This is a genomic window from Chitinophagales bacterium, from assembly GCA_013816805.1.
Lineage (GTDB): Bacteria > Bacteroidota > Bacteroidia > Chitinophagales > UBA10324 > MGR-bin340.
On sequence record JACDDS010000010.1, the window covers coordinates 79,368 to 94,191 of the forward strand.

Consider the following 14,824-nt stretch of genomic DNA (forward strand, 5'->3'; position numbering starts at 1 on the left):
CACGTATCACTTTTTTTTATAAGATTATCCGGTTTTCCACATTTTTCTTTTGTATGGCAAAATAGGTTTTGCTTCTTTCGCGGGGAAGAAATTCTACAATAGTCTTTAAGTACTAACCCAACGCCATGCTAAAAAAACACCCATTTTTTAGGCATGCACTACGTGTATGCTTATTCTTAACCCTTCTGAAAACTGCCGCTTCCGCACAAAATATACAGCTTACCCTCGGAGTCAGGCAACCCTTATCTCTTGATTACGTCGGCTATAATGGAATGAACACCACTCACAGCGGTGAGTGGTGGAACGAGCCCGACCTGATGAAGCACATCCCATTGCTGAAACCAAAGACAATCCGCTACCCGGGCGGCAGCATTGCCAACTGGTGGGACTGGAAAAGCGGGTGGTTTATTGACCGGAAAGACCTGCCTCAAAAATATAAGGACCTTACACCTCAGCCTAATACGCTTGAGAACTTCAAGAAAACACTCGACAGCTGCCATGCCACTACGGTCTACGATCTTAACATGATGACATCCACCGTCAGTGACCAGATTAAGATGCTGAAGCACGCCCAATCCATAGGCATGGATGTTACTTATATAGAGCTGGGTAATGAGTTCTACATCCTTGGTACTAATAATGGCGAAGGTGATGGAGATTCTGCCTTGCTTATAAAAGAATTTCCCACTGCAAATGCCTATGGCGATACCTGCACCGTCTGGATCGATTCTATCCGGCGTTATTTTCCGAATGCTAAAATTGCAGCCCAGGGCACTTTTAACAAGACTGGTGAGGACCGCCGGGAAACCTGGGATGAGCTGGTGGCTACCACACTGAAAGGTGAAGATGCCATTACCTACCATTGTTATTATGCAGGAGAAAACCCCAATTGTAAAAACCCCGGTAAATATCTTTCATCTGATATTGCCGAATTTCTATGGCGGCCCTTTGATGCCTGGAACATTTTATATTCAAAAGATTTAAGCATCTTAAAAAAGGGGAATGAAGCCTGGATAACAGAATATAACCTGGATGATGCGAAGAAGCCTGTTCACGGCTCCTGGAGTCATGCCCTTTTCATTGCAAGCTACAGTATGCAGTTCCTGCAGGATGCAAGGATTAAGATGATAGAGTGCCATGACATGAATGGCAATGCAGTACACGGTACCTATTTTGAAAGCGTAAGCGGCCTCAATTTTTCGAACGATGATAATGATTATATATCGCCGCCCAATCCACAGAGCACCACTCCATGGGACCTCACTGCTGCTGGTATCGCCATGAAGGTAATGGGCGTTGCTATGGATAAAAATAGCTATACAGCACCGCTATACTTCGGCACCTCACCCTCCGTCACCTTTAAGGATGAAGACGGTGTTAGTATCAGCTATCCTGCCCTTTTCGGATTTCACTTCTCCAACAGCAATTCCTCTGATGCCGTTATCCTGAACCTTTCAGATAAGACTTATAATCTGACTACCACTGATATCTTTCCAAAGGGCGGTACTTACGATCGCTATGATGCGGATCCCCTTTCCTATCCCGCAAAAGAATCACAGGTAAATGATGTATCCGGAAATCTCTCATCTGCTACCCTTACATTGAAGCCATATTCTATTACGCATATTACTTCCAACAGTGTTCCCGATCCACCGCCTGCTGCATTAAAAATTAAAGTAACCGGCTCAAAAACTTTTTGCGAAGGTGATAGCCTTCAGTTGGATGCCGGCTCACAATACATTAACTATAAGTGGTCAACAGGTGCGACATCCCAAAAGATCTGGGTGCGCGATTCAGGCCTCTATACGGTAAGAGCTTACACCGATCAATTCGGTTATGCCGTAGGAGATACCGTTTTTATTCATACCAATCCACTTCCTAAGGCACCTCACATAAACCTTACTTCAGGGAAGAAGGAATTTTGTAAAGGTGGAAGTGCCAAACTCAGTCCAAGCTTTGATCTTTCTGATTATGAAGTTTTATGGAACAATGGAATGACAACCCAGTCGATAACGGTTACCACCAGTGGTGATTACTGGCTCACCATTACCGATAAGAACGGTTGTCAAAGCAACTCTGATGAGGAAACGATTACGGTTGATCCATTACCAAAGCCTGTAATTACCGCCAATGGACCAACCTCATTTTGTTATAATGAAAGTGTAACACTCGATGCAGGAAAAGTATATGAGAGTTATGAATGGTCGGATGGAAAGCATGGACAAACTGTAGAAATAGATGACGAGGGATCTTATACCGTTACCGTGAAAAATGATAATAACTGCGAGGGAACTTCTCCTGCAATAGCTGTTACAGTATGGACCCCTGGAGATCCAAATGTTACGGTGAATGGCCCGAAGGAGTTTTGCGATGGAACTTCTCCTACGTATTTAAGCACCCAGTCCGGGTATTCTTATCAATGGCAGAGAACGGGAACAAACATACCTGGTGCCACGGCCAAGACATACTATCCAACAGAAAATGGAAATTACCGCGTTATAATAAGTGATAACCATTCCTGTACAAAAACCTCAGATGCAAGCACTATAACGGTTGATAAATTACCATCTGCAAAGATTAGTATTGATGGCCCTTTGAATCTTTGTTTGGGAGGATCAACTATACTGCAGGCCAAAACGGGAACAGGCTACAAATATCAGTGGCTGAAAAACGGAGTAATTATTTCAGGCGCCACACTTCTCACCTATGTTGCCATTAAACCCGCCGACTATACCTATACAGTAACGGATAATAATGGATGCTCATCCACTGCAGATGCTGTGAGTATCACTTCAAATTGTAAAGATGGTTTAGAACCGGATTTCGGAAATGGAATATTGCAGGAAAATATGCAGATTTATCCAAACCCGGCATTAAATCAAATTCACGTGCAGGTGGTATTCAGCGCTCCATCATCTGAACCTTGTTTGCTGCAGATCACCAACCTTTTGGGTGCAGTGCTGTACAGTGCAGAAAAGATGGCGGATGGTGCTCTTTTTTCAGACGATATAATTTTAAATACCGGCATTAAAGATGGAGTTTATATCGTGGCGGTCCGGTGTGGAAAGGAAATACAGCGTAAAGAATTTATAGTGGCATCCGGAAAAAAATAACGATATAGTTTTCAGGGCAATCATGCCGCCGGGGCTAAACGCTTCGGCGGTATTTTTTTACAGTTGATGCAGTGAGTAAGCTTAATCTTTAATTTCTCAGCAGATATAGAATCTGTATGCAAATGCAATCAATTAAGGGACAATAAGCTCATTGTCCTCCTTTATGAATAGGTCCACTATATGTACGCACGCAAGATATAAGTAGCATGGTATTAACTAAATTGCACCATGAAAATTCAATTTTTAGGTACTGGCGGCGCCTTTGATCCCGAATATGGAAATGCCGCTGCGCTCGTTCGCAGTAATGGAAAGGCTTACCTGGTCGATTGTGGGTTTACTGTGTATGCTAAGTTAAAAGAGCACAACCTTTTTAATGAAATTGATTATATCCTGCTAACGCATCTTCACAATGACCATACCGGCAGCCTGGCCAATGTGCTGTTGCATTATAATTTAATCAGCAATCCGGGAGAAAAAATGAAAATTATTTACCCTGCTAAAAAGTACAGAAGGCAGATAAGCGATTTTCTTTCGGTGGCACTGATCGATACGGATAAATATGTTGACTGGGTTTCTATAAAAGATACAGGTAATGTGCAGGCGATAGATACCTATGGGTTGCATGTTAAAAATTATCAAACGTATGGTTATTATTTTCGTGAAGGCAATGATGTAATAGCATATTCCGGAGATATTGGCGATGGTAATTTCATTTTCCAAAAACTAAAGAAGAATAAAATAACCGGTGCTATTGTCTTTCACGATATAACCTTTGATAAAGATCCATGTCACACACATTACCCTGTTCTTATGGAGCATTTAGAGGATCATCAAATCCATGGTTACCATTGTAATCCCGAAAAAAATAAAATTGATAATGTGATTCCGCTGGTTGCAGATCAGCCCAGGTTTTTGGTTAAAAAAAACCTTTAAGCATCAATCATGGAATATAGGGCTTCACTGGATACTCTGTCAAGAATGATTACTGCGGGAACAATTTTACTTTTTATAATACTGGGATATGGAAGTGTTCGCAGCCAGGACAAAAATATGGTCAGTAATATATCACTGTATTCCGTGATAATAATATTTTTGTTTCTGGTCATTATCATTGGAAGTTACCTGTACAGCACAGAAAAATACATTGTGGAAAATGGAGAGCTGGTTATTAAGGGACCGGCAAAAGAACGCAGAATCCGGATTGCCGATATTACAGAGGCTCGCCTTCTTGAAAGTGCAGAAACAAAAATGATCCGCATCTTCGGCGTGGGAGGTCTCTTTGGCTATTATGGCAGGTATTATAGCAGCAGTCTGGGGAAGATTACTCAGTATGCTTCACAAAGAAGAAATAAAATTCTACTGCATACTTCAGATAGTGAAAGCATAATAATAACCCCGGATGATATCGGTTTGCTGAACCTGCTTCAGATTGCAAAACCGAAATAAGAAATGATCTCTCAATAATTTATTAATGTATATAGCTGTATTTTCGGAAGATCCCGAATCAGCTATTTTAAATAAATATTACGCATGCCATTTCACGCCGGGTTTGTTTCAATAATTGGAAAACCCAATTCCGGCAAATCCACATTGCTCAATGCTTTTGTAGGAGAAAAAATTTCAATTATAACAGCAAAAGCACAAACTACACGGCATCGCATCCGGGGAATTTTATCCGGAGAAAATTTTCAAATTGTCTTTTCCGATACACCCGGGCTTATCGATAGCAAATATGAGCTGCACCGGAACATGATGAAAACTGTGGAGGAATCGCTGAAAGATGCTGATATTTTGCTGGTGATGGCTGATGCAACAAAAAATCTGGAAAGTATCATTGAGCTCGCGGAACGGTTAAGGAAAATCAATCTGCCAAAAATTATTGCATTAAATAAGAGTGATGCGGTAAAAAAGGAACAGTTGCAGGTCTTGGAAGAGGCAGCGAAAAAACAGTTTCCGGATGCCTCTGTTATTTCCATCTCCGCCCTGCTTAAACAAAATATTGATAAGTTGCTTGATACTATTATTAAAAAGCTGCCGGAGCATCATGCATATTATACATCGGATGAGCTGACCGATCGTTCTGAACGATTTATTGTTTCAGAGACTATACGTGAAAAAATATTCCAGCAGTTTCAGCAGGAAGTACCCTATTCTTCGGAAGTAATAATACAGGAATGGAAAGATGAAATTAACATCATAAAAATACGGGCCGAGATTATAGTGGAGCGTGACTCTCAGAAAGGTATCATACTGGGCAGGAACGGCCAGTCAATAAAACAACTGGGCATAGAAGCAAGGAAGGATATTGAATCATTTCTGAATAAAAAAATTTTTCTTGGATTAACTGTCAAGGTCAACCCCGGCTGGCGAAATGATGAAAAAGCATTAAAATATTATGGGTATTAAATCAGGGATGAGCTTTCACTTACCTGAATGAAAGGAGATATGAAATGAACAACACCGTTGCAATTGTAGGCCGTCCAAATGTTGGTAAGTCAACACTCTTTAACAGGCTGATTGGGAGCCGTAAGGCTATTATTGATGATACCAGCGGAGTAACCCGTGACCGGATTTACGGCATTGGTGATTGGGGAGGAAAATCGTTTAACGTAATTGATACAGGAGGATTGGTGTCTCACACGGAAGATAAATTTGAGATAGAGATTAAAAAACAGGTATTAGTGGCGATGGAAGAAGCCACTGTAATCTTATTTATTGCAGATGTAACGGTTGGTATCACTGACCTGGAAGTCGACATTGCAAAACTGCTGCGCAAAAACAAAAAAAAGATAATTCTGGTAGTAAATAAGGTGGATAATATCCAGCGGCAATATGCTGCCAATGAATTTTATAAGCTTGGCTTTGAAAAGATTCATTTTGTCTCAAGTATAAGCGGCAGCGGTACAGGCGAGTTGCTCGATGATATTATTCCTATGATTGAAGAGCCAGCTCACGATTTATCAGAATATCTTCCGAAGTTTTCAATTATAGGTCAGCCCAATGTTGGTAAATCATCGCTTGTTAATGCGCTGATGGGTTATGAGCGCAACATCGTTACAGATATTGCGGGCACCACACGTGATGCCATTCATTCACACTATAAGCTATTTCAAAAAGAATTCATTCTGATAGACACTGCCGGTATCCGGAAAAAGGCTAAAGTAAATGAGGACCTCGAATTTTATTCCGTTATAAGAGCAGTAAAGGCGATTGATGAGGCAGACGTTTGCATCCTGATGATTGATGCGCAAACCTCAGTCGAAAAACAGGATCTCAATATTTTAGGGATGATCGAAAAAAAGAGAAAAGGTGTGGTGCTGGTTATTAATAAATGGGATCTTGTTGAAAAAGAAACAAATTCAATGAAGAAAGTTGAAGATGAAATTCGCAATAAGATAGCACCCTTTAAGGATGTGCCTGTTATTTTCACATCCGTAATTGAAAAGCAAAGGATTTTCAAGGTGATTGAAATAGCATTAACGGTTCATGAAAACAGGAAGAGAAAGGTTGATGACCAGGAGCTGAATGATTGTATAATAAAAGCTATATCTGAATTTCGCCATCCCACTATTCGCGGCCGGTTTTTAGAGATCAGTAAAGTGGAGCAGGTTCCTGCCTCCAGCCCTACCTTTATTTTTTATACAAATTTCCCAAACGATATTCAAAACTCGTACAGGCAATACCTGGAAAATCAATTAAGGATTCACTTCAGACTGACCGGCGTACCAATCAATCAATTTTTTAGAAAAGGATAGTAAAAAACATTTCTATATTTGCCCCGCAATTTTAAACCTTAAAAAATTAACATCCCAATGAAACAAATATTTTTTGCTCTCTTTGCCTCTGCGGCATTTTCTTTCACCGCATGTAATACAACAACTCATAAAGCTGAAATGACGGATTCAACCCAGGTAAATAGCATGATGAACGAGGCTATGGATTCAGTAAATTCATCAACAAATACCGGAATGGATACTGCAAGACATATGATGAATGACATGAATGACACAATGATGAACAGAAACGATACCATGAAGCATAAGATGAAGTAGAATAGTGCCGATACCGTGCACTTTAGTTCCGCAGATTTTTAAATTAATTAACCCTTCCTTAATGGAGGGGTTTTTATTTTGAGACTATAATTGCTGTTAAGGCAGTATGCTTTGATTGATTGCCTCTACTGCCTTTTGCAATACAGGATCACTGTCATTGATAACAGCATAAAATGCATCTGCATTAAATTTTTCTCTTGCCAAAAAGGCTTTTATACGGATAGTTATATATGGCTGAGCGCTTGCCTGCTCCATTGCAGTTGATGAAATGTTATTTTTTCCCGCAAAAGCGAGAAACGCTCCATAGATATTATCATCAACGGAAAAATTTTTTCTGAATTGAGTTAATGAGGAATAAGAGCTTAGCAGGGAAGGATGATTTTGATAATAATCATATGAAAATTGCTGTATCAACCCCTGGCTGAAAGCTTTGTTTAAAAAGTGATTGGAGTTATTGGTAGTGTCGAGCGGAACAAAAATATCAGGAGTAATTCCACCTCCTCCATATACCACTCTCCCTTTAGACGTATAATACTTCATAGTATCATTCAGGTGTATACTGTCTTTATTTGACAATTCACCGTTATGAAATCTGTCACGCACTTCATTATAGTATGCATCCAGATCATGATTATAAGGTTTCTGAATACAGCGACCGGATGGTGTATAATAGTGGGCAACTGTTAAGCGAAGCGCCGATCCATCACTAAGGGCATATTGTTCCTGCACTAAACCTTTTCCGAACGAACGACGGCCCACCACCACACCACGGTCCCAGTCCTGAACAGCGCCTGTAACAATTTCGCTTGCAGATGCAGAACCTTCGTCAACCAAAATCGCTAAAGCACCTTCCTCGAACTGGCCCAGAACTCTCGTCTTATAATCAGTGCGGGAATACACACGTCCTTTGGTATAGACCATCAGCTTTTGCTGATCTAACAGCTCATCAATTATATCTGTTGCAGCATTTAGTAATCCTCCCCCATTCTGTCGCAGGTCAATTACCAGGCTGCTCATGCCCTGCTGCTTTAATTTTTTAATTGCACTAATAAATTCGTTATAAGTTGTTTCGCTGAAGCGGTTAATTTTTATAAAGCCGGTTTTATCATCAATCATATATGATGCATCAATACTATACATAGGAATTTTATCCCTTGTAATGGTAAAATCCATCAACGACTTATTCCCCTTTCGGAGCACCGCAATGGTCACTTTGCTTCCTTTTGAACCCCGCAGATGATGGATCACATCCAGGTCCTGCACCTTTTTGCCTGCAAAAGTGGTGTCATTGATCTTTATGATCTTATCTCCTGAAAAAATACCTGAGGATTCAGCCGGCCCGCCGGATACAGTGGATACCACCATAATGGTATCATTGACGATATAAAATTCTATGCCTATTCCTTCGAAGTTTCCTTCAAGTTCTGAGTTTACATCTTTCAGCTCACTGGCAGGAATAAAGGTAGAGTGAGGGTCAAGGTTCTCTAAAACTTTATCAATTGCGCCGTCTTCCAGATTACTTACGTTGATAGTGTCTACATATTTTGCCTGAACATAGCTTAGCACTTCGTTAAGTTCACCTGTACGCTTATTTGGGGTGAGTGCCATTTCCTGATGGCTGCTGAGAAGTAATCCAATTTGTATTCCGGCTATAAGTATAATGGCCATAATTACCGGAAGCCAGATAGAAAATTTTCCATTCATTTATTACAAAAAATTCCGGCAAAGAAACAATATAATTTCCGATAAGTTTTGGACTGATTAAATCAATTGAATGTGAAAGCGAGCACTTAAAAATGGATGAGCTTAGTGAGTCCTCTTTTTTACAACAGAGATAACCTACAACACAAAAGGTCGTAATTAAAATTCAGGGTGCCGGCTTAGCAAACTTGCTCCCTTTTGAATTTGAGAAAAAACATTGAAAGGGAGAATATCAGCAATAGAGCAAATGTGAAGTAGATTTTTATATGTGAAATTTAAAATGATTAAATATGTATAATGATTATTAGAAAACGCAGATACATTTTGGCTATTGTTTTTTCTGACTGGTCAGAAAGTTTTAATCTGATTCTTTGTTAGCTTGTTGATTTTGATCAAGAAAAAAGATTATGCAACCAGATATAAAAAAAATAACTGAGTCAGGCTCCCGGTATCATAACCTTGAAGAAATGAGTATTCAGGAGCTACTGATCAGCATTAATAGTGAAGATAAGACAGTGCCGGAAGCAGTGGAAAAAGCAATTCCGCAAATTGAAAAGCTGGTAGAAGCTGTCCTGCAAAAAATGAAAAATTCAGGGCGCCTCTTTTATATCGGGAGCGGAACCAGTGGGCGGTTAGGAATAGTGGATGCATCTGAGTGTCCGCCCACTTTCGGTGTGCCATACGGATGGGTAGTAGGATTGATTGCAGGTGGTGATGGAGCAATTCGTAAAGCAGTTGAATTTGCTGAAGATGATGAAAACCAGGGATGGAAAGATTTGCAGGAATATGAAATTTCATGCCTGGATATAGTAATTGGAATCACGGCTTCCGGAAGTACTCCGTATGTAACAGGTTCCATTAAAAAATGCAGGGAGCATGGAATTGTTACAGGCTGCATAACCTGCAATACGCAAACTGCACTCGCATCCATTGCTGATTTTCCAGTTGAAGTTGTGGTAGGTCCTGAATTTATATCTGGCAGCACACGCATGAAGGCGGGCACAGCCCAAAAGCTTGTTTTAAACATGATCAGCACATCAGTAATGATACAAATGGGAAAAGTATTAGACAACAAAATGGTAGACATGCAACTAAGTAATGAAAAGCTTATTGACCGGGGAACAAAAATGCTTACCCGGGAGTTTGCATGGGATTATAGACGTGCACGTGCAATTTTGCTGGAGTATGGCAGCGTAAGGAAAGTATTGCAGGTTCACCAGCGCAATAAAAAAAAATAGTTCGTACACGGTCAGCTTAAAATCCTTTTGTAATTTTAATTATCGGTTTACCATACAGTATGTAACCGGTAATTTGTAGTTAAAAAAAATGCATAACATAGAACCATATTATAACTGGCTGGACTTTTACGTTTCTGAAGAAGATAAATCATCGCCGTTCTATGGAAAGGAATACAGTGAGTTTGAATTCACCAACACCATATATAATTTCTTTATTCATCCACAGTGGGATAATTTCGGCTCTCCCACCTTATATATGAAAGTTTTATTTGCAGATTATGAACACCATTTCGTAATCATAGAGCTTATAGGAGAATGGAATGATGCAATCAGTAACGATGTAATGTTTTTGAAGCGGGAAGTAATGGACATTTTTATTGGTCATGGCATCAATAAATTTGTCCTGATTGGTGAGAATGTTCTGAATTTTCATGAAAGCGATGATTGTTATTATGAAGAATGGTATGAGGATATCCGCGATGAAGGTGGCTGGATAGCACTCATTAACTTTCGGGACCATGTTCTGGATCAGATGCGCCGGCTGAGACTGCAAAACTTTATTCTTTTCGGAGATCAGTGGAATCAAATAAACTGGCGTGTTATTAAGCCATACCACTTTCCGCATCTTATTGAAAACAGGATGCTGCAGGAATCTGCCTCATAACTTTATAAGACATCAGCTTTAAGTTTTATTTACTTTTCCCGACGCCATAAATTCGTTCTATAATCTCAACTACTTTCATGCCTTCTAAGGCATTGGTGCTTATAGTTGAATTTCCCAGTAAAACATCTACCACATTTTCTATTACAAAATGATGGTTCGCAGCACTCCCTTTATATCCGCCGTAGTCATTCGGAGGGTTTGATGGTGGAAGCTCCGGCATAGTATAATTGCGGATATGGCAGTACTCTACCTTTTCCATGTATTGCCCTCCTACTTTCACACTTCCATGCTCGCCTATTATGGTCATGCTGCTTTCCAGGTTAGTATCCCACACTGAGGTGGAATAGTTGAAGCAGCCCATTCCCCCGTTTAAAAAATGAAAGCTCACCAGCCCTGAGTCGTCTAAAAACTGAGTGCTTTGCTGATGATTATTATTTTCGAATCGCGCCTGAATATCCCGGATATCTCCAAAGAGCCAGTACATCATATCCACAAAGTGACTGAACTGTGTAAAAAGCGGGCCGCCATCCAATTCTTTAGATCCCTTCCACGAATTTTTTTTATAGTAACGCTCATCCCTGTTCCAATAACAATTCACCTGCACGGTGTAAATTTTTCCCAGCCTTTTTTCATTGATTAAACTTTTGAGCCATTTTGCCGGAGGACTATACCGGTTCTGCATCACACAAAAGACCTGTTTGGACATCTGAAGTGATTTAAAAATCACTTCCTCACAGTCAGCTTTGCTCAATCCCATCGGCTTTTCAATTACTACATTGCATCCTTTTTCCAAAGCGGAAATAGCAAGCTTTGTGTGCAGGCCATTAGGCGTGCAAATGCAGACTACATCGGGTTGTAATTCGGCTTTTAGTAAATCCTCAGTCGAATTATAAAATGGTGTGTGAAAATCATCTTGAGCTACTTCTGCACAAAGTGGATTGATATCTGCAACGCCCAGAAGCTGTGCGTTTGGATGTTCCAAAATCATTTGAGCATGACGTCTCCCAATATGCCCAAATCCAACTATCGTAAAGCCTATTTTTCGATTCATCTCAAAATCATTTGGAATATGTACCGCGCCAGCCGTTTCTGAATGTCATTATGAGTGCGTAGTTGAAATAAAAGACCCGGAACGTTTAATAGGCGTTTTTCTCACCTTTCACCATATTCCATACAGTAAGCAAAATGATTTTAATATCCAGCAGAAAGCTCCAGTTTTCAATATAAAAGACATCTGCAAGCACCCGCTGATGCATTAATTCCGGATCGGTCGTTTCACCCCGGAAACCTCGCACTTGTGCTAATCCTGTTATGCCTGGTTTGGCTAAATGGCGCACCATATATTTCTCGACTATCGGGCGGTAAATTTCATTCAGCTTAATCGGGTGCGGACGCGGACCTACTACACTCATTTGGCCTTTCAATACGTTTAAAAACTGCGGCAATTCATCGATATTAAATTTACGCAGGTATTTTCCCACTCGTGTAATCCGAACATCGTCCTTAGTGGCTTGCACGAATTCATTATCACCCTGCGTAACGGTCATAGTCCGGAATTTGAAACATTGAAAAGTCTGATAATTTCTGCCGGATCGGTTTTGCAGGTAGAATATGGGACCCTTAGAATCCAGTTTAATAAGATATCCTATAAGGGGGATGATCCAGCTAAGCAGAAGCAGCGTTACCATCAGTGAAAAAACGATATCGAAACCCCGCTTAACCATCCTGTTAAATATTTCACCCAGAGGCTCCGGCCGTATGGATATTACAGGATAGAAGCCATAAAAATCGACGGTGATCATCCTGTTCTGAAAAGCGCTGAAATCAGGCACCACTTTAAAACGAATGAGATTATCTTCAGCAAAACGCATGAGGTCATTTATCTTATCCCGTTCTCTTAATGGTAAAGCACAAAAAATTTCATCTATCTTTTTTTCGAGTGAAAAACGCTTCCCGTCTTCTATACTACCGTCGAGGTTGTATTGTGAATCTACCGGAAGCTTATCATCAAAAATTCCAAGAGGTTTAAAGCCATAACCGGTATACTCATTCAAAGTATCAAACATCCGCTTCCCCATTTGATCGCCTCCGAAAACCACTACTTTAAAAGTGTTTCTTCCCGACTGTCGTTCCTGCTTCAGCAAATACATAAGGCCTAATCGGAGCAATGAATCAAATATTAGAAAAAAGAAATAACCGTAAACGAAGAGAATGCGGGATATGGAAAAATTTTTTAACAGCAGTACCACCATAGAAAGAACCATGGCGTGAAAAGCAATTGATTGAAAGTGTTTTGTAAAAGATTTTTCAAATTGCTCAAAGCGCTGTGGTGAATAGAGTTTTAAAAAATAAGATACAACCAGCCAGCTGCCAATAAGGGCAAACGATACCTTGAAAAAAAAATCCTTAAAATTTGGCTTGAAGTGGCCCCAGATGAGAAGATAACCTACCAGAAAGGAAAAAAGAAGCAGGGTAAGATCTCCTAAAAGATTAATCAGTGAATAAATTCGAAATTTTTCCCGGAGCATTAATTGGAAAAATGAGCTAAGCTGACTTTTGACAAGCGCCAAAAGTAATTATTTCAAGGTAATAATAACAGACAGATATTGTTTATCTGATAAGGGAGCTACATTCTTCCAACTATCAATTTTAATTTGAGAACACAGGAAAGAGTGACGTTCAGTTGCGAGCCATATGGTTTCACATAGATAACCAGTAACAGTTTAATTTCTTAGACCGATCCACTATTTAAACTCAGCAAGTGTTATTTTAACGGCGAGAAAGATTATAAACACTCAATATTTCAAAAATTTTCTTTTCCAGAAAATTGAAAAAATAATAACAACAAATCCCGATAGTACCACAATAGTAGAAAGCGTAATTCTTCTGAAGCTATAAATAACATTAGGATCCCACTTATCAGGAGGTTGATTTCCCCCTGCCATTAATAAATAGCCAACAATTAATAAGGCTAAGCCAATACCCAAAACGATATAGTTTTCACGGTTAAACAGAAAAACATGCTGAACCAAATTCCGTTGGGATGAAATTGGATTTACAGTTTTTTTTGAACGGATAATGGTGGATTGCTTAGGGAGCGGAGATGTTTGAGTTTTCGCCATAATAAAATGTGAAAAGCAAAGATAGTTGGTTCCTTCAACTTTTAATAAAGCTCATCCAGGTTCATTCTGAGGTATTTGCCGATAGCAAAACGGGTGCTTATCAAAGAAAAAAGTAATCCGGCAACCATAATACCTGCCAAAACACCGAATGTTACTTTGATGTCGTTCAGCACATTTAAATCAGGAATCTGTTTTAATGAAAAATTTAAAACTGATAAAAGAGCAAGAATGGCAACTACAGAAGCAATAAAGCCATCGATGAGGCTTCGTTTGATAAACGGCCAGGTAACAAAGCTTCTCGTAGCTCCTACTAATTGCATGCTACGTATCAGGAATCGATTGGAAAACATAGAAAGTCGTATAGTACCATCTATAAGAGATATGGCAATTATCAGGAACAGTAAACTTATGGCGCTCATGATCCAGCCAATTTTCCGAAGGTGATCATTTATTACCGATACCAGTTTACGCTCATAATAAAATTCGCCGGCAGCAGGATTTGACATCACCCGGTTTTCAATTACATCAATACTATCCTGGCTTGTGTAATCTGCATTAAGCTTTAAATTAATAGAGGCAAAAAGCGGGTTGTAGCTAAGCAGATCTTTAAAATTTTCCTCATTATCCTGCATAAAAATTTTGGCTGCCTGCTGTTTTGAAATATAATCAGCACTTTTTACCCATGGCTGTTCCTGTAGTTTTTTCTCTAAGTCAATAATTATCTTTTCGCTCGTATTGTCTTTAATAATTACAGTAAATTCAAGATTTTCTTTGAACTCGTTCGTGAGTTTTGTGCCTTGAACAAATAGAAAAGCAGCTATTCCAAGCATAAATAATACTAATGCCGTCATGAAAATAATATAGAAATGCGACGGCTTGAAACGTCGCCTGGTTTGAATATTATGAATATCAGCCATCTTAAGATTTCCGTGCG

The 14,824-nt window shown here is 39.7% G+C and carries 13 protein-coding genes; 8 read left to right on the plus strand and 5 right to left on the minus strand.

The genetic code is table 11. From position 1 onward, the window contains the following. Window positions 1-125 precede the first annotated feature (125 nt). From H0W62_09915 to H0W62_09940, 6 genes are all read left to right on the plus strand, one after another. Window positions 126-3,113 (plus strand): T9SS type A sorting domain-containing protein, encoded by a 2,988-nt coding sequence (locus tag H0W62_09915; GenBank protein MBA3648846.1) that lies wholly within the window; start codon window positions 126-128, stop codon window positions 3,111-3,113. A gap of 228 nt (window positions 3,114-3,341) precedes the next feature. Next, window positions 3,342-4,046: a ribonuclease Z gene (locus H0W62_09920; protein ID MBA3648847.1), complete on the plus strand. Its 705-nt coding sequence runs from the start codon at window positions 3,342-3,344 to the stop codon at window positions 4,044-4,046. 9 nt (window positions 4,047-4,055) lie between these two features. Continuing rightward, on the plus strand, window positions 4,056-4,559 hold the full coding sequence (locus H0W62_09925) for a hypothetical protein (GenBank protein ID MBA3648848.1): 504 nt from the start codon (window positions 4,056-4,058) through the stop codon (window positions 4,557-4,559). Window positions 4,560-4,643: 84 nt separating this feature from the next. Continuing rightward, a complete protein-coding gene (gene era / locus H0W62_09930; GenBank protein MBA3648849.1) occupies window positions 4,644-5,519 on the plus strand; it encodes a GTPase Era in 876 nt (291 codons plus the stop codon). Between the two features lie 44 nt (window positions 5,520-5,563). Continuing rightward, window positions 5,564-6,868: a ribosome biogenesis GTPase Der gene (gene der, locus H0W62_09935; protein MBA3648850.1), complete on the plus strand. Its 1,305-nt coding sequence runs from the start codon at window positions 5,564-5,566 to the stop codon at window positions 6,866-6,868. A 57-nt stretch (window positions 6,869-6,925) separates the two neighbouring features. Further along, window positions 6,926-7,165, plus strand: a complete 240-nt coding sequence (locus tag H0W62_09940) for a hypothetical protein (protein ID MBA3648851.1) — start codon at window positions 6,926-6,928, stop codon at window positions 7,163-7,165. 96 nt (window positions 7,166-7,261) lie between these two features. On the opposite strand, the gene H0W62_09945 is transcribed toward H0W62_09940, so the two are convergent. Further along, the gene (locus tag H0W62_09945; protein MBA3648852.1) at window positions 7,262-8,869 is read right to left on the minus strand and encodes a S41 family peptidase; all 1,608 of its coding nucleotides are present in this window, start codon (window positions 8,867-8,869) and stop codon (window positions 7,262-7,264) included. Window positions 8,870-9,273: 404 nt separating this feature from the next. On the opposite strand from H0W62_09945, the gene murQ reads away from it, so the two are divergent. Both murQ and H0W62_09955 read left to right on the plus strand, forming a co-directional pair. Then, window positions 9,274-10,104, plus strand: a complete 831-nt coding sequence (gene murQ, locus H0W62_09950) for an N-acetylmuramic acid 6-phosphate etherase (protein ID MBA3648853.1) — start codon at window positions 9,274-9,276, stop codon at window positions 10,102-10,104. Window positions 10,105-10,192: 88 nt separating this feature from the next. Then, the gene (locus H0W62_09955; protein MBA3648854.1) at window positions 10,193-10,768 is read left to right on the plus strand and encodes a hypothetical protein; all 576 of its coding nucleotides are present in this window, start codon (window positions 10,193-10,195) and stop codon (window positions 10,766-10,768) included. Window positions 10,769-10,793: 25 nt separating this feature from the next. Here H0W62_09955 and H0W62_09960 read toward each other — a convergent pair whose 3' ends face one another. From H0W62_09960 to H0W62_09975, 4 genes are all read right to left on the minus strand, one after another. Beyond that, window positions 10,794-11,819 carry a Gfo/Idh/MocA family oxidoreductase gene (locus H0W62_09960; GenBank protein ID MBA3648855.1) on the minus strand — a complete coding sequence of 342 codons (1,026 nt, stop codon included), beginning with the start codon at window positions 11,817-11,819 and terminating at the stop codon, window positions 10,794-10,796. Between the two features lie 85 nt (window positions 11,820-11,904). Then, window positions 11,905-13,338 carry an undecaprenyl-phosphate glucose phosphotransferase gene (locus H0W62_09965; GenBank protein ID MBA3648856.1) on the minus strand — a complete coding sequence of 478 codons (1,434 nt, stop codon included), beginning with the start codon at window positions 13,336-13,338 and terminating at the stop codon, window positions 11,905-11,907. 225 nt (window positions 13,339-13,563) lie between these two features. Next, a complete protein-coding gene (locus H0W62_09970) occupies window positions 13,564-13,890 on the minus strand; it encodes a DUF3098 domain-containing protein (protein ID MBA3648857.1) in 327 nt (108 codons plus the stop codon). A gap of 41 nt (window positions 13,891-13,931) precedes the next feature. Continuing rightward, entirely contained in the window at window positions 13,932-14,741 is an 810-nt protein-coding gene (locus tag H0W62_09975; protein ID MBA3648858.1) for a cell division protein FtsX, read from the minus strand. Window positions 14,742-14,824 lie beyond the last annotated feature (83 nt).

Excerpts from the sequence above, each read along its gene's own strand:
- H0W62_09955 (MBA3648854.1), top strand. The coding sequence starts at position 10,193 with ATGCATAACATAGAACCATATTATAACTGGCTGGACTTTTACGTTTCT.
- H0W62_09940 (MBA3648851.1), top strand. The coding sequence starts at position 6,926 with ATGAAACAAATATTTTTTGCTCTCTTTGCCTCTGCGGCATTTTCTTTC.
- H0W62_09975 (MBA3648858.1), bottom strand. The coding sequence starts at position 14,741 with ATGACGGCATTAGTATTATTTATGCTTGGAATAGCTGCTTTTCTATTT.
- H0W62_09945 (MBA3648852.1), bottom strand. The coding sequence starts at position 8,869 with ATGAATGGAAAATTTTCTATCTGGCTTCCGGTAATTATGGCCATTATA.
- era (MBA3648849.1), top strand. The coding sequence starts at position 4,644 with ATGCCATTTCACGCCGGGTTTGTTTCAATAATTGGAAAACCCAATTCC.
- H0W62_09915 (MBA3648846.1), top strand. The coding sequence starts at position 126 with ATGCTAAAAAAACACCCATTTTTTAGGCATGCACTACGTGTATGCTTA.
- murQ (MBA3648853.1), top strand. The coding sequence starts at position 9,274 with ATGCAACCAGATATAAAAAAAATAACTGAGTCAGGCTCCCGGTATCAT.
- der (MBA3648850.1), top strand. The coding sequence starts at position 5,564 with ATGAACAACACCGTTGCAATTGTAGGCCGTCCAAATGTTGGTAAGTCA.
- H0W62_09920 (MBA3648847.1), top strand. The coding sequence starts at position 3,342 with ATGAAAATTCAATTTTTAGGTACTGGCGGCGCCTTTGATCCCGAATAT.
- H0W62_09970 (MBA3648857.1), bottom strand. The coding sequence starts at position 13,890 with ATGGCGAAAACTCAAACATCTCCGCTCCCTAAGCAATCCACCATTATC.
- H0W62_09925 (MBA3648848.1), top strand. The coding sequence starts at position 4,056 with ATGGAATATAGGGCTTCACTGGATACTCTGTCAAGAATGATTACTGCG.
- H0W62_09960 (MBA3648855.1), bottom strand. The coding sequence starts at position 11,819 with ATGAATCGAAAAATAGGCTTTACGATAGTTGGATTTGGGCATATTGGG.